Annotated in this window: 11 protein-coding genes; all 11 read left to right on the plus strand. The window is 45.6% G+C overall.

All coding sequences use genetic code 11. The features are described 5' to 3' along the window. Position 1 precedes the first annotated feature (1 nt). The 11 genes from ACFQZR_RS01635 to ACFQZR_RS01685 all read left to right on the plus strand — a co-directional run bounded on the left by ACFQZR_RS01635 (position 2) and on the right by ACFQZR_RS01685 (position 23713). Entirely contained in the window at positions 2 to 865 is an 864-nt protein-coding gene (locus ACFQZR_RS01635; protein WP_379342252.1) for a sugar phosphate isomerase/epimerase family protein, read from the plus strand. Continuing rightward, positions 862 to 1731 carry a UbiA-like protein EboC gene (gene eboC / locus ACFQZR_RS01640; protein ID WP_379342254.1) on the plus strand — a complete coding sequence of 290 codons (870 nt, stop codon included), beginning with the start codon at positions 862 to 864 and terminating at the stop codon, positions 1729 to 1731. The genes ACFQZR_RS01635 and eboC overlap by 4 nt, the downstream gene beginning before the upstream one ends. Positions 1732 to 1753: 22 nt before the next feature. Continuing rightward, positions 1754 to 3103, plus strand: coding sequence for an alkaline phosphatase family protein (locus ACFQZR_RS01645; protein WP_379342256.1), 1350 nt, complete (start codon positions 1754 to 1756; stop codon positions 3101 to 3103). Between the two features lie 134 nt (positions 3104 to 3237). Beyond that, complete coding sequence (locus tag ACFQZR_RS01650) at positions 3238 to 3918, plus strand: TIM barrel protein (protein ID WP_379342258.1); 681 nt, start codon at positions 3238 to 3240, stop codon at positions 3916 to 3918. Positions 3919 to 4004: 86 nt separating this feature from the next. Beyond that, positions 4005 to 5048 carry a 3-dehydroquinate synthase family protein gene (locus ACFQZR_RS01655; protein ID WP_483874907.1) on the plus strand — a complete coding sequence of 348 codons (1044 nt, stop codon included), beginning with the start codon at positions 4005 to 4007 and terminating at the stop codon, positions 5046 to 5048. A 560-nt stretch (positions 5049 to 5608) separates the two neighbouring features. Beyond that, entirely contained in the window at positions 5609 to 11599 is a 5991-nt protein-coding gene (locus tag ACFQZR_RS01660; RefSeq protein WP_379342260.1) for a carbohydrate-binding protein, read from the plus strand. Positions 11600 to 11712: 113 nt separating this feature from the next. Then, a complete protein-coding gene (locus ACFQZR_RS01665) occupies positions 11713 to 12633 on the plus strand; it encodes a multicopper oxidase family protein (protein ID WP_379342262.1) in 921 nt (306 codons plus the stop codon). Between the two features lie 57 nt (positions 12634 to 12690). Further along, on the plus strand, positions 12691 to 14571 hold the full coding sequence (locus ACFQZR_RS01670; protein WP_379342264.1) for a stalk domain-containing protein: 1881 nt from the start codon (positions 12691 to 12693) through the stop codon (positions 14569 to 14571). Between the two features lie 190 nt (positions 14572 to 14761). Further along, positions 14762 to 16267: a leucine-rich repeat domain-containing protein gene (locus tag ACFQZR_RS01675; protein ID WP_379343746.1), complete on the plus strand. Its 1506-nt coding sequence runs from the start codon at positions 14762 to 14764 to the stop codon at positions 16265 to 16267. 109 nt (positions 16268 to 16376) lie between these two features. Beyond that, positions 16377 to 16880, plus strand: a complete 504-nt coding sequence (traF, locus tag ACFQZR_RS01680; RefSeq protein WP_379342267.1) for a conjugal transfer protein TraF — start codon at positions 16377 to 16379, stop codon at positions 16878 to 16880. A 317-nt stretch (positions 16881 to 17197) separates the two neighbouring features. Beyond that, on the plus strand, positions 17198 to 23713 hold the full coding sequence (locus ACFQZR_RS01685; RefSeq protein WP_379342269.1) for a discoidin domain-containing protein: 6516 nt from the start codon (positions 17198 to 17200) through the stop codon (positions 23711 to 23713). The last annotated feature ends 209 nt before the right edge of the window (positions 23714 to 23922 follow it).

A 23922-nucleotide genomic window follows, 5' to 3' on the forward strand; every position in this document is an offset into this window, starting at 1 on the left:
AATGAAGCTGGGTTTTAGCGCAAATGCGTATAAAAGATTCGACTTGCTGACAACGATAGATACCTTGCAAGAAATTGGGTTTGAAGGAATAGAAATTTTGTGTGATATCCCGCATGCCTATCCTCCCGATCTAACCCGAGCCCAAAGACAAAAAATAAAAGAAAGAGCAGAGAATAACGGAATACAGATATGCAACTTGAACGCTTTCATGTTATACGCTCTTGGGGATTGCTGGCGTCCTTCCTACATCGAACGGGAAGCAAGCGAGAGACGTAAAAGGATCAATCACACCTTAAGCTGTATTGATCTGGCTGCAGAGTGGGGGGTCCCTCATCTCTCCATAGAGCCTGGAGGGCCGCTTGATGGAGCGAAGGAAGATTGGGCGCTTGATGTCTTTGAGGAAGCGATTCACGAAATTGCCGAACATGCAGAAAAAAAAGGTGTCATTGTTATGATTGAGCCAGAGCCGGAGTTATTAATCGAGACTTCCTCACAATTTTTGAAGTTCATGGAACGTATATCGTCGCCCCAGATCGCTCTGAATTTTGATATAGGTCACTTCTACTGTGCGGGGGAAGATCCTGTGCAATTGGTCAGCCGATTGGCGCCATATACAAGACACTATCATCTTGAAGATATTTCGTCTTCAAGAATACACCACCATTTGGTACCCGGGGAAGGGGTCATTGACTTTAGAGGCGTCCTGACTGAAATTGCAAAAACCAATTATGATGGTTTTATTACGATTGAACTTTACCCATATGAAGAAGATCCGATACCCGCCACGAAAAATGCGTTTGCGTATATTTCCCCCATAATGAAAGAAGTGATGGGTGCAACAACCGCGATGAAAGGATCATCATGAAAGGCTATTTACAACTCCTGCGGGTTCCGAATTTAGTGACATCAGCCGGCGATGTTTTAGCCGGAGCGTTCATAGTCTCAAGCATGGGTTCGGGTCCCTACGCAATGTTGTGGCTTCTGCTTCTATCTTCGATCATGCTTTATGCGGGAGGCGTTGCTTTAAATGATGTGATGGACGCCTCCCTGGACCAAATCGAACGCCCTGAACGACCCATACCGTCTGGAAAAGTTGGCAGAGGGCAAGCATTCATCCTGTCATGTTTGTTATTAGTTGGCGGTATTATCTTGTCCCTTGCGTTCAGCCAACTTAGTTTTTATATTTCCTTGGTCTTGGCTATGTGTATCGTGATCTACAATATCTGGGCAAAAAAGTACGGAATCCCGGGAGCGCTGGTGATGGCTCTTTGCCGGGGGCTGAACATATTGCTCGGATTTTCATTTGTACATGAACATTTTTGGGATTTTGCGTTGCTTGCGTTGCTTCCTTTCCTTCATATCATTGGCGTAACAGCTCTGAGCAGAGGGGAGAATCACGGCTATACAGCCAAAACGATATCGTTCATTGCGCTGATTCCTCTAGGCATCGTGCTGTGGCTCATTGGTTTTGAACTGTTTAAAGGATCATTTGCGTTCATGGAACTTTTTTTTATTGCACTTTACTGTTTTTTTCAAGTTCTTGCCTATTACCCTGCAATACGGGAACCAAAGCCTGAATTCATAAAGCGGGGAGTAAAATATGGAATTCTGTCATTGCTGTTATTAAATGCGGCGCTCGTCTCCATTTTTGACGGTAGTCTTCACGCTCTCATCGTTGCCTTCCTTATTGTCGTATCTTTGTGGTTGTCACGATCCATATCCATGACCTAGTGGAACACGAAAGGAGAACATTATGCCTAAACAAGCCAAGCGTGTTGTTGTTCTCGATCTGGTCGCCCTCACGCCAGCTCATCTGGAGAACAGTCAATTAACTCCAAATTTGAATCGTATTGCTGCGAAAGGCAGTGTATCCAGAATGAAACCGATTTTTCCTGCAGTGACAGGCGCGATGCAAGCTACATTAACGACAGGCGTTGAACCAAACCGTCATGGGATTGTGGGTAATGGCCGGTTTGACCGTAAGCAAAAAGAAGTGTTGATGTGGGAACAAACGATTGCTCCGCTCGAGGGAGAACGGATGTGGGAAACATTAAAACGGCTTAATCCCGCCTCGAAGACCGCAGTTTTATTTATGCAGCATATTAAGTATGATAGCGCAGATTTCATAGTTACCCCGTCTCCCATGCATCTCGAACAGGGGATGGAGGAATGGTATTTTTCGAATCCTCGAGGATTATATGAACAAATCGCGGAGAAACAAGGTCCTTTCAAGCTACATTCCTTTTGGGGGCCATTGGCGGGTGCAGCTTCCAGCGAGTGGATCTCGAAGGCTACGCTCCACATCATTGAGAATCATCATCCAACCTTGACGTACGTCTATTTGCCAAATCTGGATTATCAGGCTCAGCGGTTTGGTCCGGGCAGCGAGCAGCAACAAGATGCGATCATGGATATTGACCATATTGTTGGGCAGTTTGTGGATTCACTTGAACAAATGGGAGAAATGGAAGATACGGCTGTGGTCATACTTTCCGAATATGCGCTTCATCCTGTGGAATCTCCGGTTTACTTAAATCGTTTTCTCCGGGAGCAAGGATGGTTGCAAGTCATTGAACTTAACGGCAAAGAGTATCTTGATACTTTCCATAGTCAGGCATTTGCCGTCGTCGATCATCAAATTGCTCACATTTACATTAATAATCCGATGATCGTCGACGATGTGAAAGAAGCTTTGAAAGAGATCATCGGTGTTGATCAAGTTCTTGACGATGCCGGTAAAAAAGAGTGGAATCTGGACCATACGAATGCAGGTGATCTTATAGCTATTGCACAGCGAAACGCATGGTTTCCCTATTATTGGTGGAATGACCCGGATGCGGCTCCTCCTTATGCAACAACCGTTGATATCCATCGTAAGCCCGGTTACGATCCGGTAGAGCTGTTTATGGATTTCAAGACGAGATCTATCCCTTTAACACCGGAACTCATCCGAGGCTCGCATGGCGTTCTTCCTGTAACCGAAGACGATCTGGTAACTCTCATTGCCATAGGTCCGTCGCATGAAGTCGTCAATCAATCGGACATATGGCATGCAAGGGATATCCCGTCAATGATTTTCAATATGCTAGGGTATCATTCGTAGAAAGGGGAAGTGAAATGAGCGATAAGGGAAACTTACCTTCTCTGTTTGAATTATCCTCAGTCCCTTGGGATCATGGCGACCTCCGAATGCCGCACGTGAGGAAGGACGTCATTTTTTCCAAAGCTGAGTGGCGTATGAGCGAGCTTGAATCGTTTCGCAAACATGTGGAACGGTTAAAGGAATTGAATTGTAAACACGTTATCATCCGTGAAGTAGGAGGATCCGTGCATTGGGATCCAACTCGCTCGAATAACGAGAAAGAGGTAATTAGATTAACGGACGATCAATGGAACTTTTTCGCTGAAGGATTGCATCTGGCGGGTGAAATTTGTCAGTCGTACAACATGCGATTGGTTTATCAACATCACATTGGTACGGTTGTCGAAAAGGCCAAAGAAATCGGGAGATTAATGGAAGCGACGGATCCGCAACATTTGCATTTATTGCTGGACACCGGACATGCGTATTATGGCGGGAGCGATCCGCTTGCACTGTTAAATCACTACTATGACCGTATTCGATATATTCATCTCACGGATATCAGGCAGTCTGTCTTAAATCATGTAAGAGAAAAATCAATTGACTTCGTTGATTCCGTGAAACAAGGGGTATTTACGGTTCCTGGAGACGGCTTTATTCAATTTGAGTCTATTTTCAAAAAGTTGATCGATTGCAAGTTCGATGGACGGGTGATCGTCGGGTGGGATTGGGATCCAACGGTTGTTGATCCATCCGCAGATGTAAGCAAATCCAAAAAATACGTCGACAAGATACTATCTGGCTATGAGGGGTTTTACCATCGAATGGAGGGATAACCATTTTTCGAAGACAGATTCAATTTGGTGCTCAATGCTATGATTTCATTTCAGGAGAAGGCATACTTCATCAGGTTGAGGAATGGATGGATCCTTTGGAAACGGATAAGTACATAATAATTAGCGATAGCGGAATTCCGGAATCCATAGTTTCTACAACGGTAGCTGCATTTGCAAAAGCGGGAACGACCAGTTTGCTTCGATTTCCTCCGGGAGAGAAGCATAAAGACTTGTCTACCGTACAAGATTTATGCAGGAAGGCGCTTGTTCTTGGTGCGGATCGACGAACGGCGATTGTGGCTCTTGGAGGCGGGGTAACAGGAAATATTGCAGGAATGGTCGCTGGGATGTTGTTCCGTGGATTACCGTTCATTCATATACCAACAACGTTAATTGCCGCTTCCGATTCCGTATTATCATTAAAGCAAGGCGTGAATCTGGATCAGTGGAAAAATATTCTCGGTTTTTTTTACACGCCCAAAGTCGTCTGTGTGGAGCTGTCCTTTCTGCAAAGTTTGCCGGAAAGAGAGATCCGTTCCGGCCTTTGTGAATTCGTAAAAAATGTGTTGGCGATTCTTCCTCATGAAATGGAGAAGCATCGTAATCTACTAAAAGCATCGTGCCTATATCGCATGGAAGAGCTTCAGCAGGTTATCGAGCTTTGTATTGAGGCTAAAATGATGGTTATGCGGGATGACCCATATGAAAAAAATCACGCAGTTGTGTTAGAGTATGGCCATACGATCGGACATGCCATGGAATTGATCGGTAACGGGAAGTACACGCATGGGGAATCTATTGCCTTCGGTATGCTGTGTGCTTCAACGATCTCCAGACGGTTGGGGCTCTTGAAGCAAAGTGAAGCGGATCTGCATCTCGAGCTTCTGGAGCTTGTCGGTTTTAATGCAATACCTCCAATATCGTGGATTACAGAAATCGAGAGATATATGTTGCGTGATAACAAAAAGGGATACAGACGATATGTTCCTGGCAATACGGGTTTTGTTCTTCTGAATGGATTGGGCAGACTTAATCAAGAAGCAGGCTCTTTCATAACGTATGTTGATGATACCCTTGTACGTGAATCAATTCGTTATCATATGGAAACGTCTCCTCTTTTTTTTGTTTAGCACAATAAGCCTTCAAGTATTCCTAAATTGTGCACGAGTACTAGATTCTTGCGGTCTTTGCAAAATCGTATTGTTTTCCAAAGGAAATGATTATTTAATTAGCATGAAAACGTTACTTATTTTGCTTTTCAAACTCACCGCAAATCAACTGAGATCATCCACGACATCCACCCCACGGATTGTAAAAGCTTGCATCTAAAAAATCCCAACCACTTCAATATCTTGCATAAATTCGAAGACAACCAATTTCACTTATCGCCGCATATGCTACAAACTTGGTCAAATATGACAGCAGTATCGCTTACAGCGATCCCCCACACCTTCAAGGCTACGGAAGCGTTATCGTAACCGAATGTGTGCACATATAAAGCAAATTGGTGGCTTTGGTGGATCAGACACGAACGAAAGGAGCGATGTACTTTTTGTTGAGTTTAACATGGAAAAATATTGATTCATTTCCATTATCAATCGGATTCATACGAAGAGAAGTGTTCTAACTATCAAAATTATCTTTGTTGGGATTGCATGGTGTCAGAAGTTGTATAAAGGAGGTTAACGTAATGAGAAGACGGCGATCTATTTTATGTTCATTTTTGTCCCTCGTTCTATTCTTGTCAATGGTCCTGGTGCCAATTAGCTCTGTAATTGGTACTGGAGAAGCATCTGCACATGAGGGTGAGCATCACAAGGTACTGGTGATTACGAAAACAACTGGTTTTCGACATGCGTCCATTGATCAAGGGGCTAAAGTAGTTTTGCCTCAGATGGCGGAAAAATACGGTTTTACAGTCGATTTTACGGAGAATGCCGCAGATATCAATGCCGTCAATCTGGCGAAATACGATGTTGTCTTTTTCGCAAGCACGACTGGTAATTTTAAAGATTGGGGTTTAACGGAGCAGCAAAAGCAAGATTTCATGAATTTTATTAAATCAGGCAAAGGTTATGTAGGCACACATTCCGCAACCGATACCGGATATGATTGGGCGGAGTACGGTGATTTGACAGGAGCCTACTTCACTAACCATCCATGGACGCAAAAGGTAACCTTCAATGTGGAGGATGAAGACAATCCGGCGACATCCCATCTGGGTCCAACATGGGAAGCGCTGGAAGAAGTGTATTACTTTAATGAAAGTCCCCGTACCAAAGGGAAGCATGTTCTCTTAAGCTTGAATATGACTAGCAACGGTGTTACAGGCGGTCCGTTTGAGGATCATCCGAATGCTTGGTGCAGTCCAGTCAGCGAAGGAAGAATGTTCTATACGGCCTTGGGTCATCATACGGAAACTTGGTTTAATGAAGATTTCCAAAAACATCTTCTAGGTGGACTCCAGTATGCATGGGGTGAAGCAACCGATACGAAGTGCAACGAACCATCACCGAGAGTTGGCTTGCAGAAGCTTTCCCTTACCAAGACCATTTCAAGCCCTGTTGGTCTGGATATCGCCAAAAATGGCACGGTCTTTGCTATCAGCTTGCTTGGCAAAGTCTATGAAGTATCACAGGATGGAGATACAAAAGAAATATTAAATATCCCAACCACCCTTGAAGGTGAACATGGATTAATGGGTATTGCCCTTGATCCTCAATTTGATGTAAATAAGTACATGTACTTGTATTATACAGATCCTGTGAAAACAGCGAATAACAAACTAATTAACCATCTTTCACGGTTTACTTACCAAAACGGAAAGCTCGATGCAGCTTCGGAGCAGATCTTATTGGAGCTTCCCTCGGATCCGACCTGTTGCCATCAAGCCGGTTATGTCGCTTTTGGCCCGGATGGGAAGTTGTATTTGACGTCCGGAGACAATCGTATGCCAACAAGCGGTCCGCAATTTGGTTCTTTGGAGACATCCCAGAACTTAGATGATATGCGGGGGTCCATTCTCCGCATTAATAAGGACGGATCCGCTCCTAGCGACAATCCATTCTATACGGACAACAATCAACGAGATGCGCGAGATTTCATTTATGCATACGGATTCCGTAACCCGTACCGTATTTCCTTCGAGACAAAGTCAAACGGCAAAATGATCATTTATGAAGGGGATGTAGGCCCGGATGGAACGTTTAACGGGGGAGCTAACGGAGACTTCGATGAACTCAATGCCGTAACCGCTCCAGGCCAAAATTTCGGTTGGCCATACGGGATTGGCAACATAGCTTATAGCAAAGAAATACACGGAAATAGCCAAATCAACACCGCTTTATTTGCAGAAAAATTTGCCCCAACCAAAAAGCCTATTGCTTTCTATCCATATGCCAATAAAGCACCTTGGGGAGGTGGAGGAAGAGCGGCAATGGCAGGTCCGGTGTATAACTATACAGGACCGAATGCGATTCCAGGCCTTCAAGGTAAGTTCTTGGCATACGATTTTGCCCGCAACTGGGTTAAAGCCGTTACGACAGATGATAACGGAGAAATCTCAAAAGTCGATGATTTCTTGTCCGGATTGCTTCTCCCGATTGACATGAAGGTTGGACCGGACGGTGCGCTTTATATCGCCGAATTTGGAAGCTCTTGGGACGTTGATCCTGACGAATCCATTACAAAAGTTTTCTATGGAAAAATGGAAAGAAAGCCGGTTGTCAAGGCCAAGGTAGACTCGACGTCCGGACGCACGCCGCTAACGGTCCATTTCGATACAACAGGAACCGCGGATCCTGATGGCGATGTCATTACTTATGCGTGGAATTTCGGAGACGGACAATCATCAACGGAAGCAAACCCTTCGCATACATATACGACAAACGGGGTTTACAATGTCGTATTGACTGTAACGGACAGTACCGATAAATCTTCCGTTTGGAACACAACCATCACCGTAGGCAATACCGTCCCTAAAGTGAAAATCACCTCGCCTGAGTCCGGACAATTCTATACCAACGGGCAAACTATCACTTTTTCCGTAGAGGCAAATGACGAGGAAGATGGAGAGATTCCATGTGGAGAAATCCTATGGTCTGCGTTGTTGCTTCATGACAGCCATTACCATCCGATGTCTCCGAAAACCGGTTGTCAAGTTGAATTCACCTTGCTAGACGAAGGACACGGACCGGAAGCGAAAATTGGTTGGGAAATCATCGCGGAAGTTACCGATAAGGGAGCAGAAGGTTCAGCGCCGTTAAGCGCAAGCGATTCCATTACCTTCAGGAATAAGCGCATTCAAGCTGAAGACTTTGATGAACAGAAAGGAACCCAGACGGAGGATACAACCGATATTCACGGCGGTAAAAACGTCGGTTATATTGATGCTAATGACTGGCTTCTATTCAAAAACATTGATATGAAAGACATCGAAAAGATGTACTTCCGAATGGCATCCAACAGCGACAAACTTAATGTCGATGTGCGCTTGGACAGCCCGACTGGCGAGAAAGTAGCCACAGCTACGGGAATAACCACCGGTGGATGGCAAAGATGGACGACAACTAGCGCCTATATCAATCGAACAACATCAACCGCAACCAGTAGTAATAGAGACTTTCATGATGTGTATATTGTTTTCCCGACGGGTGGACAAAACATCAATTGGCTCCAGTTTGCGTATCCTGGAGATGCGCCCCCTTCAGAAGCATGTAGCACAAGCTGTGTCGAGTCCCCGGACTTTAGCAAAGCAATTAACAGATCCGGTTGGACGGCAACGGCCAGCGATTCTGGATCACCGGCATCCAATGCGTTTGATGGCAATAACTCGACCCGTTGGACAACGGGCAAGGTTGCAAAGCCGGATATGTGGTACCAGCTCGACATGGGGAAAGTGCATACAATCAATCGTATATTTGCCGATCACGGAACGAACACTGATTTCTTCCGCGGATATGATTTGCTTGTTTCTAAGGACGGACAAACGTGGACTAAAGTAGCAAGCAAAGATACGAGCTGGAGCGGCGGATCTCAAATGGACGAGAGCTTTGAGCCCATAGATGCGCGCTACGTTAAAATCGTGAATAAGGGAACAAGCTCTAGTTATTACGTTTCCATTCATGAATTGTATGCATTCGCTGTGGAGAGCGATACGGCGCTTAAGAGCATAACAGCTCCTGCACCGATTATAGCGGCTATCGGATCGGAAAAAACAGCGGCAGCTCTTGGATTGCCAGGAAAAGTAGCACTGGTAACCGAAGCCGGAAGTTACAATGCTGATGTAACATGGGATTTAAACGGCATTAGCTACGATCCGACTGCAATGAAGGCCCAGACCTTCACGGCAACAGGAACCGTAACCTTGCCTAATAAAGTCTTAAACCCGAACAACGTGCCATTGACAACGAGTATTAACGTAACTGTTAATAAGATCCCTCAGTCTCAAATGACGGCAACGGCGACAAGCGAGGAAACGGGTAAAGATATTGCATCCATGGCGATTGACGGAAACCCACAAACGATGTGGCATACAAAGTGGGATAAATCGGATGTTCTCCCTCAATCGATTACCTTAAACCTTGGAAAAACTTACAATATCAATAAAGTCACGTATTTGCCAAGGCAATCAGGCTCTAACGGAAATATTACAGGCTACAATTTATATGTAAGTACGGATGGCGTGACCTTTACGAAGGTTGCAAACGGAAATTGGGCAAACGATAGCAATGAGAAAAACGCAACGTTTACTTCGGCAAATGCAAAGTATGTCAAGCTCGAAGCAACGGAGGGTGTCAATGGATGGGCATCGGCTGCGGAGATTAATGTATTTGCAGATTCAGTGAAAGTGCCGCAGCTTGTTGGAATAACGGCTCCTGCAGCAATCACGGGAGTGGCCAACGGAACGGCAAAGACAGCAGCAGCCCTTGGTTTGCCTTCCAGTGTAGAATTGGTTACCGATGCTGGAAAAGTGAATGCCAATGTGACATGGAATGCAGGCGCTTCAAGCTATGACCCAGCTCTAAAGACCGCACAAACCTTCGCTATCAATGGAACTGTAACCTTGCCGGCAGGGGTGGCAAATCCGAACAACGTGGCATTGACAACGAGCATCAGTGTAACTGTACTTGCTGCATCGCGCTCGGCATTGTCCGTTCAGATCGAAGCAGAAAGTTTTGATTCCAAGTCAGGGAGCATTATCATCGAGAATAACACCCCGGATACAGGCGGTGGACAGCATATGGGATTTGTTAGAGACGGAAATTATTTAGAATATAAAAATCTTGACTTTGCCAGTGGTGCTTCGGAATTTAATGCAAGAGTATCTGCAGATCAAAATGCAGGGGGTACGATCGAAGTCAGGCTAGACAGCCCGACAGGTACTTTAGCGGGAACGCTTACTGTTAGTAATACGGGTGGATGGTCGAATTATCAGACGATAACTACCCCAATTACACGTGTTACAGGTATTCATGACGTATACCTTGTGTTTAAGACTTCAAGAAACTATGTAGGTAACTTAAACTGGTTTAAGTTCGATGTGGGCAGCAAAGTCGTGACAAATATTACAGCACCTGCAGCTGTTACAGGATTGACAAATGGAACCGCAAAAACAGCGGAAGCCCTTGGGTTACCAGCAACAGTACAATTGGTTACCGATGCAGGAAACGTCAATGCCAATGTGGTATGGAATGTAGGGGCATCATCCTATGACCCGTCACTGAAGACGCAGCAGATCTTCACGGTAAGTGGAACTGTAACTCTGCCGGCAGGGGTGGTAAATCCGAACAACGTGGCATTGACAACGAGCGTCAGTGTAACTGTGCTGGCGGAGACAAAGCCTCAGTCGCCTCAGTCTACATTGACAGGCGCCCAGCAGGTGACTCCTGGCCAAACATTCGATATAACGATGGGACTAAGCAACGTTACGCAAAGCGTATATCAGCAAATGTATGCACAAGATTTGACGCTTCACTATGATCCAGCGAAATTGCAGTTCGAATCGGTTGCATCGCTGAAGGACGGATTCCAAGTTATCGATAAAATGGAGTCTGTGCCGGGAAAAATCCGGATTGTAGCTGCAAGCGTGAAGGAGAATCAAGGAATGCTTGGCGTGCCTGCACAAGGCGATTTGCTCTCATTCAAATTTAAAGTTAAATCTGGAGCTCAGGCGACTAATACTGCAGTTTCTGTAGACGATGTTGTGATTGCTAACGGACAGGGAAATGAACTGTCGGTTAACGGATCTTCTCGCGAGATTCAAATTAGTATAACGGTAGATAAATCGCAATTGAATACGTTGATCGCAAGCGCTCAGGCTAAGCACAATGCAGCAGTGGAAGGAGAAGAGGACGGCTTGTATGTGGTTGGATCTAAAGCACAATTGCAATCGGCAATCGATGCGGCGCGTGCGACAGCAAACGATCCGAATGCCACTCAGCAGCAGGTAGATGATGCTAAAGCTGCGTTGGATGCGGCAATTCAAGTGTTCGATACGAAGAAAATAACCGCAGATGTTAATGGTCAAGGCGGTATCACAATCGGAGACTTGGCTATTGTTGCAGGGGCATATGGTAAACAAGAAGGTCAGGCGGGCTGGAATGCGAAAGCGGATGTAAATAAAGACGGCAAGGTTGACGTAGTAGATCTTGCAATCGTAGCTAAAGCGATCTTGAAATAAAACTACGCTGCACTTTAGCGATAGTTAGATCGGATCGATAGTGAAATGGGGGAGATCTATTATTCTCCCCCTTCTCTTTTGGAATGAGAATTTTGTAAAAAGGAGAATCGCAGATGAGGAAAAGGGTCGTTGTTGCACTCTTTCTGTTCTTTATATGTACTGCGGCATTCAATTACAGCACGCTGCAATCCATATTCGCGCACGAAACAAACGTAAAAAAAATCAATTTGTATGCGACAGATGGTTACGTTACGATGCCCGACGGAAGCCAAATGTATATTTGGGGATATTCTTTAGAGAAGGAAAAGGGAACGGCGGTTTATCCTGCGCCTACCCTAGAAGTTGAGGAAGGAGATCAAGTCGAAATTATGCTGACGAATCTGGGTCCCTCTAAGCAGGGGATTCTTCCTGTCGCTCACACCATTCATTTCCATGGGCTGGACACGGATCAGAGGAACGACGGGGTTCCGCACACCTCCCCCCCGGTATTAGTGGGACAAAGCTTTACCTATAGCTTTAAAGCCGATCACGCCGGCACCTATTTCTATCACTGTCATGTAGATACCATTGAGCATTTGCAGATGGGCATGACGGGATCATTTATCGTGAAGGCGAAGATGGGAGCCAAACAGGCGTGGACAGGAGGTCCGTCCTATGACCAAGAAGCGGTGTTTCATATGAATGAGATTGATAGATCTTGGCATGACGCAGTTGAACACAGAAATACGTATGACCGGACAGCTTTTATACCGGATTATTGGACAGTGAATAGTGATTTTAAAGCCAAAGGCGAGGGTTCTGAAATACAAGCGCAAGCAGGGGAGACCTTCTTGATTAGACTCATCAATTCCGGTTATGAGAAACGTACATTTAACATGAATGGCCTAACTTTTAAAGTTATTGCGTCGGATGGCAGGCCTTTGAAGCAGGCCGTAGACAAGCAATCCATAACCTTGGCATCCGCAGAACGATACGATGTATTGGTTAAGTTTGGTCAAGCGGGCACTTATCAGGTTGAGGTTGATGGAGAGTAACAATATATTAATATGGAAACTGTGGTGGTGATGAGAGGCATGTTTCGCGTCGCAAGGATGAAATGGTATTTTCTCTTTATCGCAGCGTTCTGTGCGCTGTTTATTGTTGCTTCCTCGAATGCAAATGCTGTGGATGCTAGGAAAGTCCAGTTATATGCTACGGATGGCTATTATACCTTGGCGGATGGAAAGCAGGTTTATATTTGGGGCTACAGTCTGGAAAACAAACCAGGAACCGCGGTATTCCCAGGACCTAAAATTGAGACAGAGGAAGGAGATATCGTTGAAGTTACCGTGACCAATATTGGCCCCCAAAAAAACGGAGCCGATTTTCAAGTCCGTCCTCTCCGTGTCAAGGTTCTTGATGATCAGAGTGCCGATGATCGGATTCTGTCTGTCGGTCAAAGCGACACCCGGCTTATAACCGCGAGTCAAGCCGGTTCCTATTATTATTATTCCTATGATGCCAATCAATATGGAATTCAGATGGGGTTGAATGGACCTTTTGTCGTGAAAGCCAAAAGCTCGGCCAAACAAGCATGGACCGGCGGACCGAATTATGACAAGGAATATGTATTCCACATCAATGAAGTCGATCCGGAATGGCACCAGACTGCGGAAGTCGGAAATTTATACGATTATGGAAAATTCCACCCCCGCTATTGGACAATCAATGGAAAGTCCTTTCCCGATTTGGAAAGCGACCCCTCCACCATGATCCACGGTAAAGTAGGGGAAAAAATTATGGTCCGTTTAATAAATCCGGGAAGAGATGAACATCCGATGCATCTTCATGGTCATCACTTTCAGGTCATCGCGGAAAATGGAGTACCGTTGCCGATTCCCGTAGATAAGGATACCGTTAATCTGGATCCGGGGGAAACGAAGGATATTCTGGTTACCTTTGATCAAAGCGGTCATTTTCCGTTCCATAGCCATAAAATCGTTGATAACACGAATAACGGGGTTTATCCGGGCGGACTGCATACGATGACGCATATCGAACAGGCTGGAAATACTGGGGAGGCAACGATCACCCTAAAAGTCGGAGAGACACATGCCATCGTAAACGGCGAGCATGTCATGCTCGATGTCGCTCCCTTTCAGTTGAAGGGGGATACCTATGTTCCATTTCAGTTTATCGCCGATGAATTCGGAGGGACATTACAGACGAATGCGAAGGATCGCAATTATATCTATAAGACGGAAAACTCCGAGTTTCAGTTATGGTTGATACAAAAGTTAGGCATTATGAACGGACAGCAGATTCAATTGCAGTCACCCATCTTGCAAGTAAAAGGAAAAGTGATGGTTCCATTAAGCGTCATTTCGACCTATTTATGTTCGACAGTTGACATGGATCATTCTTCAGACGCGATTACGATACAGTATCAAACCGGTCAGGAGTGCCATACTCCGGATCGCGATCGGACAGCGCCGGTAGTTCGGGCTGCTCCGGCAGGAGGCACCTATAGCTCAACTCAGAACGTGACTTTAACTATTCAAGACGATGACCCGAATGCCGTAATTTATTATACGCTGGGTGGTTCCGCACCGACGAAGTCATCTGCTAGATACACAAGTCCAATTCCGATCTCCCAAAATACAATATTGAAATTTATCGGAATAGATACTTCAGGAAATGCCAGTGATGTCCAAACGGAAAGCTATATCATCGAATCTGCTTCCGAAGTATTGGTGGAAGTCATGAATGACCGATTCTCATCGGCTCAAATTAAAGTCAAAAAAGGTACTAAGGTTACATGGGTTTTGAAGAGCACGATGATGCATACCGTTACTTCATACGAAGGGATATTTGATGGTGTTGTTACTCCGAATGGAAATACGAGATTTAGCTATACGTTTAATGAAACAGGTACGTTTAATTACTTCTGTATGGTTCATCCGTTTATGACGGGAACTGTGATCGTCGAATAACAACGGGGAAGGAGTAGAGGGTGCTTTGAAATGGAAAAGTCTATATTTCCTTCTATTTTGTTTATTTTTAATAGAGATAGCGAGTGTGGCCTCCGCGAATGAAGGGAAAGTCTCTTTCGCGGATGTTAACCTGGAAGCTGCTGTGCGGGACACATTGAATAAGTCTGCGGGAGATATTACTATTTTGGACATGGAAAGATTAACAAGTATGGATGCGTCCGGCAGAGGGATCAGCGACTTAAGCGGTATCGAATATGCGACTCGGTTACAGTCTCTCAATTTAGCGGATAACAGCATTCGTGATGTGTCGAAACTAGGGGCATTATCCGGCCTGGAAACTTTGATCCTTAACCAAAATGAAATCGCGGAATGGAATGCGCTCGGCAACATTGCTCGGTTGAAATCGCTTTGGTTGACAGGCAATCAAATAACCGAATTAACTGGAATCGGCTCCTTAACGCAGCTTGAGAGTTTGTATTTGGCTAATAATCAAATTGGAAGTTTATCCGGATTGGAACATCTGCTTCAACTTAAGGAGTTGAACCTGGCTGGTAATCAAATCCATGATCTCGTAGCTATACAGATGTTGACTCAACTGCAATCTCTCAATATAGAAGAGAATCAGGTTACCAGCATTTCCGGGTTAAGTGTATTAAAGCAACTGGAATGGCTTTCTCTTGCTTTCAATCGGATAAAAGATCTAACGCCTATAAGTGAGTTATCCCAATTACAATATCTCGATGTAAGAGGAGCGGCTATTTCTGATGAATCGAATCAGGTATTGAAGAAACTGCAAAACCAAGGCGGGATCGTGGAGTATAGCATTAACAATCCACCTGCAGATTCCACACTGACAGGTCCAGAGCAGGTGACTCCTGGCCAAACATTCGATATAACGATGGGACTAAGCGACGTTACGCAAAGTGTATACCAGGAAATGTACGCTCAAGATTTGACGCTTCACTATGATCCGGCGAAATTGCAGTTCGAATCAGTTGCATCGTTGAAGGACGGATTCCAAGTTATCGATAAAAAGGAGTCTGTGCCGGGACAAATCCGGGTTGTAGCTGCAAGCGTGAAAACGGATCAAGGAGTGCTTGGCGTGCCTGCACAAGGCAATCTGCTCTCATTCAAATTTAAAGCTAAATCTGGAGATCAGGCGACCAATACGGTAGTTTCTGTAGACAATGTCGTTATTGCCAACGGACAGGGGAATGAACTGTCGATTAACGGATCTTCTAGCGAAATTCAAATCAGTATATCGGTAGATAAATCGCAATTGATTACGTTGATCGCAAGCGCTCAGGCTAAGCACAATGCAGCAGTGGAAGGAGAAGAGGACGGCTTGTATGTGGTTGGATCTAAAGCGCAATTGCAATCGGCAATCGATGCGGCCCGTGCGACAGCAAACGATCCGAATGCCACTCAGCAGCAGGTAGATGATGCTAAAGCTGCGTTGGATGCGGCAATTCAAGTGTTCGATACGAAGAAAGTAACCGCAGATGTTAATGGTCAAGGCGGTATCACAATCGGAGACTTGGCGATTGTTGCAGGGGCATACGGTAAACAAGAAGGCCAGGCGGGCTGGAATGCGAAAGCGGATGTAAATAAAGACGGCAAGGTTGACGTAGTAGACCTTGCAATCGTAGCTAAAGCGATCTTGCAAAAAACTATGCCGCACTTTAGCAATAGTTAGAGCGGATCGGTAATGAAATAGGGGGAGATCTATTATTCTCCCCTTATCATTAATAGACCTTGCTTATGTTGCGTTTAAACTATTGGAGTGAAGGAATGGGTGAGGTAGCATGAAAAAACATTATTGGCTACTGAGCGGGATAGTGTTGCTTCTTCTCGTTTTATTGGGTATTAGTAGTATTTGGTATGACGGAACAACAACTGAGATGGATGAATCGCAGGTTGGTCTTAACGAGATAAAAGGAACGGCACGAGAAGTTAGAGCCCAGCTGATGGGCACTATCAACTCTGATGAGCAAAGTTTTATCTATTTGTATGAACCGGATTGCAAATTATGCACGAAGATGGAGCCGATCATAAATGCGTCGGCAGAGAGAAATGGACTTACGCTTCAGCGATTGAATCTCCATAAATACAAGGATATCTTAGGCTTGAAAAATGAAAAGGGAATTCCTCTAATAAACTTTTATAAGGAGCTTCCTGCAGTTGCATACTATAAAAATGGTTGGCTGATTGCTTGGGCTGAGGGTGACCAGTCGGAAAAAATATACGATGAATACTTTGAGCATTTTCGCTTTGGTGACGAAGACGAGCACGATCAAGAACATGAATAATAAGTAACAAGAGTAAGGAACAGTTCTGCAGTCATTTTCACGGCTGCGGGGCTGTTCTTTATTTTATTCATATTTCATACAAGAAAATCGTAAAAATCACAATCTTAAAGAAAAGTGCTTATTTTAAAGACCCGTTATTTCTAGTTTTCAGAGGAAGATGTCCTTTTTCCTGTATTCAAGATGGATCAGATCCACTAATGTGAAATTGAAATCATAGTACCTCACTTTTTGAACACGGGGGAGGATGCTTATCGGTAAATAAGTGAATGGCAAGAAATCGCGCGGAAGTTAGAGAACGAAGGAGGAAAAAGGTACAAATGATGAAAATCGGCACTAAATGCACTTCTAGCGTATTGGCAACCGCAATGCTCTTTGCATCGTTCATGATAGGCTTTCCCGGTACGAAGGCATACGCACAGCAGACAACAGGAAACGCTCCGTTTATTAACTCGTGGCTGGTATCAGGTCCATTCGATGCGCCAGTCGTAGACAATATTTATGGATGCCAGGTTGGAGAGGTCGTAAATCTTGCCCCGCTGGCATCTGAAATGACAGCGTCATCATCGACGCTTGCCGTGAACCCTGTTTCATATCTCGTGGATGGAAGCACCAAGAAACAGTGGGTGACCGAAAATGATTCTAATCCTTGGGTCAATCTGAAATGGAAAGATCCGATTGCCATCAATGAAGTGAAGATCGCGCAATGGGGCGATTCGCGTCACGTGAACAATTGGTATCATCTGATATTTACACTTGAAGACGGCAGCAAAGTCGAATCCGGAAAGGTGAATAGTACGTCGGCGAGCTCAGCCGAGCCAACGGTCTATACGATACAGTCTGGGCTGAAGAAGGTCGTGGAGATGAAGGTCGAGATCGATAAAGGACGTACGCCATATCCATCGGTTACTGGTATCTCCGAGATCGAGGTATATCAACACTCCGTAACGGAGCAGATTGAAAGGCCAATGGACGGTAACTGGGCGAGAGCAGCCGACGCGACTTCAAGCTCCACGTGGAAAACCAGCGCTGTTGATTTTCCGACAGGAACAGATTCCTCTAGTGTTCTTCCCAAATTTGCTATAGATGGCGATAAAAATACCAATTGGGTCTCTCAAATGCATGATACTGCTGGAAATCCCTCGTCTTGGCCGAAATGGGATCCTGCACCGACCTTGTATTTAACCTGGAAGCAACCGATCAAAGTGAAACGAATTGAGGTCTTTGATCGTAATAATCCCGCTTGGCCTCCCAATACCTCAGATGTCCAAAAGGTTAATTACACGCTAAAGGACGCGAGTGGGAATATTCTAAAAACCGGTGTTATCACCGATATTGATCCTTTGGGGCAAAACCCTGGTGCAGTTGAGCTTGAGCAGCCAGTAAACAATGTTTCCAAGGTTGAACTGCTGATTGTATACGACGGACAGAAAAATCTTAAAAATGTCGGTCTTGGCTTTACGGAAGTTAATGTTTTTGATGGAGATGGTGTCATTCCGCCGGGTAACCAGGAACCGGGAGGCAGTATTACACCGAAAGTCGGAGAAATGCTTGTAAACAGTAAGAAATGGGAGTACTTTGATGACCGTCTCTGGAATCGAAACTATGATGATTATCAAGATCTGTACGGTTATTTTACAGTCAAAAAAGGTGTCGATACGAGAAACAAATATGTATACGCGCACACTTACGTCTACAGTTCGGTCGAGCAGCAAGCGTATTTCAATGTAGGTGCCAGCGGATCTTATCGGCTGTATGTCAATGATCGCTGCGTATCTTCGCCGACCACGCCTGTGGAAGTGCAGAAGGATTTGACGAAACAAGCTATCCAGTTGAAAAAGGGCTGGAACAAATTGATGATTCAAATCAAACATACGTACACCGAAGACGTGAATGCCAACAATGTTCCGATCGGGGCAGATCAGAATGTGGCCTATCTTGGGTTTTATGGACGCGTCACAGATCAGAACGGCAACCGGATCAACGGAATCATGAATTCGGTGGAAGGGGATGCCGGCTCCCTCAAAATCGTCTCGCAAGGACTAACGACCGAGGATGCCATCAAAACGCCGCTGCCAACTCAAAACATGCCCATTGGTTACAAGGAATGGCCATATGTATGGAATAAATCGAAAACAAGCAATAAATACGGTGTTGCAGCATCGGCATTCCAATTTATGGCGAGCGGAGGCGCACCGGGTTATACGTGGAGCATTGTAGAGGGGAAGTTGCCTGAAGGCTTGGAACTCAATAGCGATGGTACCATCGCGGACGGGTTAGTGAATGGCAATGTTGATCTCAACAGCAGTAAAGGCATCATCAGTATCAACAGCGAGCCGGGAGACTATAACTTTACCGTACAAGTCGCTGACCGTAATGGAAATAAGGCGACTAAGAAGATGACATTGACCGTCAAGGAACGCCCGAATAAATGGTTTGAAGAGGGTAGAGTTGGCGCGTTAAGCCACACGATTGTCACGTACCCCTACTTCGTTGATCCGAATTTCTCCGCCGATTTATGGGCAGAGCGAGCCAAACGTCAGGGACATTCACTTGTCTCGATTGAAGCGCTGCAACAAAATTATTATTGGCCGTCCAAGTTTTCCGACCCACAGCATGAACGACAGAAATATTACCCGAAAGACGAACATGGCCAAGTGATAGACGGATTAAAACAGTTTGAAGAAGCTGTCAAACGTTATGGGATCAAATTCGGCTTGTATTATGCAACGGAGGGCGGCGGCTTGCAGCACTATTCTACAGATGTGTTTGTACAGAATGTGGAGGATCTGATTAAGCGTTATGATCCGGCATACCTCTATTTCGATGGTCCGCAAGCCATGAAGAATGCCAATTATGACGTGATGTACAGTAATGTTCGCAACTACAGCGATGACATTATTATCAATTCCAATGCATGGGGCGAAGAGTATGGAGACCCGGATCTAAGAACAGCCGAAGCTAGTCATATTTACGCCAATACTGGTGCAAATCATCTCGTAAAACGTACCCCTATGGAGCCGTGGAAGTCTGTTCACACGAAGAACAACTTTACACCATACTATGCGAAACGCGATGATTACCGTCAGGTTGCAAAAGAAATGATCATGAATGCCGGCAGAGGTTATGTGGATAACAATGACCAAATGCCATTAATGAGCCGTGGAACGAACTGGGATTCTCCAGAAGATGTTGCAACAAGATATCCGAAATCCATTCAAGAGTTCATTGATGTGCGTGAAGGGCTTGCAAGCTGGTTCGCGCCGGAAGGCAAGCCGGAACGACATGAGTCTACGACAGGCACCATGCCGTATTATCTTGCTGGCTATGGATACGAAGACGATAGAAAAGGCAACTATGACAAATTTGCTTTTCCGAACGGTACGACCGGTCCGCAATGGGGCTATGCAACATCTCGGGACAACAATGTTTATCTTCATATTATGAAAGGGCCTGATGGCAAGCGAGGGTTTGATGTCATTACCGGAAAGTCTTTAACGATTCGTCCAGTTAAGGATCGGGTGACATCCGTGACATGGTTGAACGAGAACCTGCCTGTTACCTCGTTCGTGCAGACGGGTGACAGCTTGACCATCGATCTAACCAACGTACAGGAAGATGCCATTGATACGATTATCAAGATCGTAACGGACAATCCGAATCGTAAATATAAGCTTACGAACGTCAACACAGCGGGAGAGCAGATAACACCTTCGTCACTCCAAATCCATGCTGAAGGCTATATGACATTCCCAGCGCTTAAAGCTCAATTGTCCGGCTTGACATACCAAAGCGCAGATCCTGGCATCGCAGCGGTAAACGGTAGCGGGATCGTGACGCCGGTATCGAATGGAACAACAACGATCACGGTACACGGTACGTATGAAGGCGTGACGAAACAGGATACGCTGAAAGTCACAGCAAGAGACGGCAAAATTTACGTTGGAGAGCGCATGATCGGAGCAACCTTGCTTGTAAATGACAAGGAATCCTATGGCGAGTTCCGTACGTTAGAGAAACTTCGCTATCAAATCGAAGGCAGATCAGCGAAAGGCGGAGCCATCGGACTGGATGCCGCGCAAATTGTATGGCATGGCGGTATCGTCGATCTGAAAGCGGGCGATAAATATAAACCGGTCGTGATCAACGAAGTAAATACGTTTACTTTCAATACTAATGAAATCATAACGCCTTATGTGGAACAACCTGCACGGGGAGTTATTTGGGCTGATGTAACGCAGGGCGGCAAGATATTTACGACAAATAAAATTTACATGGACCTGCTGCCGTATCAAAATGTTGCAAGGAATGCTGAGATTACAGCTAGCCATAATCAAGTAGCAGTCAGTCAATTGGTTGATGGCAAAGGGATTGAGGGCATTCATTTGGATCAATCCAAATGGTCGGTAGCGGCAAATGAAAAGGCTTGGGTTCAATTTAAACTGCCGACGAAGTCCGAGATTGCGAGTGTAAATATCAATTTCAATTCCTTAGAACAAAGTTATGTCAATACACCAAAAACAATAAAGATTCAGACCAGCGTTGACGGCGCGGAATGGAAAGATGTCAGCACCGTGAATGGACCAACAGGGAATGCTTATTTTGGATTCTATAACCAATATCCGATCAACGCATCAGCGCAATACGTCAAACTGATCATGGACGGCGGTTCAAACGGAGCGACAATGGATTTGCTTGAGGTGGCCATCAACGGAATCGATAAGTCCAATTTGTTGGATCACTTCGAATATGCGTATAAGCCAGTCAATGTGACGACGGGCAACTATGAAATTAAGGCTTATACAGGTGCCGGAGATCTGATCGATAAAGATGTCGAAGTTACGGTAACAAGTGAAACCCCGAATGTGATTTCGGTGAATGATTCCAACCTGGTCACGGCTGTCTCCGAAGGTATGGCCAAGATGATGATTCGAGTGACGATCGGCGGACGTTCGATAGAGAAAGTGACTTATTTATACGTCGATAAATCAGGACATATTTATCAGGGCTCTTATCTCGACAAAGTCAGCGTTACGCTGAGTAAAACGACAGTTCAACCGAATGAACCGATCATTGCTTCGATTAAAGGTTTGTTAAGTTCGGGAGAAACAGCAGATTTGTCTAAGGCCGCGATCGAATATCAATTTAGCGATAAGCGGTTATCTATCGTTGAAGGCAGCAATACGATCTTGGTGAAGGGCGATATCGGGCCTGGATTTAAAGCGACCGTTACTATAAAGGCGACTTTGGACGGGGTGACCGTACTAAGCGATCCAATCACCATTACAGCGACTGGGAATATTGTACCTCAATCGCAAATGACAGCAACGGCGACAAGCCAGGAAACGAGCAGCGAGAATCACGGAGCATCCATGGCCATTGACGGAAACCCGCAAACGATCTGGCATACCAAGTGGGATAAATCCGATGTTCTTCCGCAATCGATTACTTTAAATCTTGGAGGGACCTACAAAGTTAATAAAATTACGTACTTACCAAGGCAGTCTGGCGATAATGGAAAGATTACAAGCTATAACGTGTATACAAGCACCGACGGCGCGACCTTTACCAAAGTTGCTAGCGGAAACTTTGCGAACGACAGCGCGGAGAAAGCCGTAAGCTTTACGGGAACGAATGCATCGCATGTCAAACTTGAAGCGACGGCGGGTATGAGCGGATGGGCATCGGCAGCGGAAATAAATGTCTTTAGCGTGAGCGACGAAATCGTAAAATCCATCGTCGATTACAAATCGGTTGCTGTAGATACGAACGTAGGCGTCATTCCTGTCCTTCCGGCACAGGTTGAAGCCGTCTACAACGATGGAACAACAGGTCTCGTAGACGTTACTTGGGAACCGATTACCAAAGAGATGGTTGCTAAAGCGGGCGTATTTACCGCTCAGGGAACGGTCGCGGGCAGTTCGGTCAAAGCAAAAGCGACTTACAGAGTCGCCGGTCAACCGTCCGAAGCGTTCACGCTCAGCCTGAACCAACCGTCCTACAGCCTGACCATTGGCGAAACGCAGCCAACGGTCGTGTCAGCGACCTACAAAGATTCCGGCACCGTGAAGGATGTCACTTCGCTCGCCGTATTTACGACAGCAGATGGAACGATTGCAGCCATCGATAACAAAGGGGTATTGACGGGGATCGCAGAAGGAAGCACGACGATCAGCGCATCCTATGGCGGCGAAACGGTGACGGCGCAGGTGCATGTAACGAAGCGTGATGCGCAGTCAACAGCTGTTCAGCTGACAGCTCCCACTTCAGTTGTGAAGGGCGAACCGTTTACTGTACGCCTCGGTCTGAAGCAGGTGCAGGCGCCGGTCTTTGCACAAGATATGCTGATCCAGTACGATCCGAACCTGTATGAAATCCAGGATGCGGTTGCGATGCGTGAAGGCATAACGGTCTATAAACAGCCATCGCAGACGCCAGGACAGCTTCGTTTGATTCTTGCAAGTCTGGGAGCGGACCATGCGATTGCGCATGATGCGGATGTCGTCGAGCTGAAATTCGTCGCGAAGCAGGTATCGCAAAGCGAAAGCGGATCGATTGCAGTGACAATCGCTACGATCGGGGATGCACTGGGGCAGGAAAGCAATGCGCTTCCTGCGTCCGTGACCGTTGAAGTGACGGCGTCCATTTCGTTGCCGGGCGACGTCAACCAAGACGGTAAATACTCGATTGCCGACCTTGCCATCGCAGCGGCGCACTACGGCATGAATCAGCAGCATGCGGATTGGAACAAGTACAAATCCGCCGACATGGACGGCAATGGCGTGATTGACATTGTTGACCTTGCGGCGATTGCTCGGAAAATTATTGAATCCTAAGCTTCAACCCTAAAAACCGTCCGGACACCATGGTGTTCGGACGGTTTTTTACTTCAATTTAATGAATTACTATTGCATCATGTTTCGTTCTCGATATTGTTGGGGTGTAATACCCTTTATGTTTTTGAAAAGCCAATGATGCTATTCGCCAAAACAGGGATCATCCAAGGCAGCGGCACAGAGCTCTCTCCGACGGTGAAAATCAATCG

This window comes from Paenibacillus sp. GCM10027629 (assembly GCF_042676425.1).
GTDB lineage: Bacteria > Bacillota > Bacilli > Paenibacillales > Paenibacillaceae > Paenibacillus_K > Paenibacillus_K terrigena.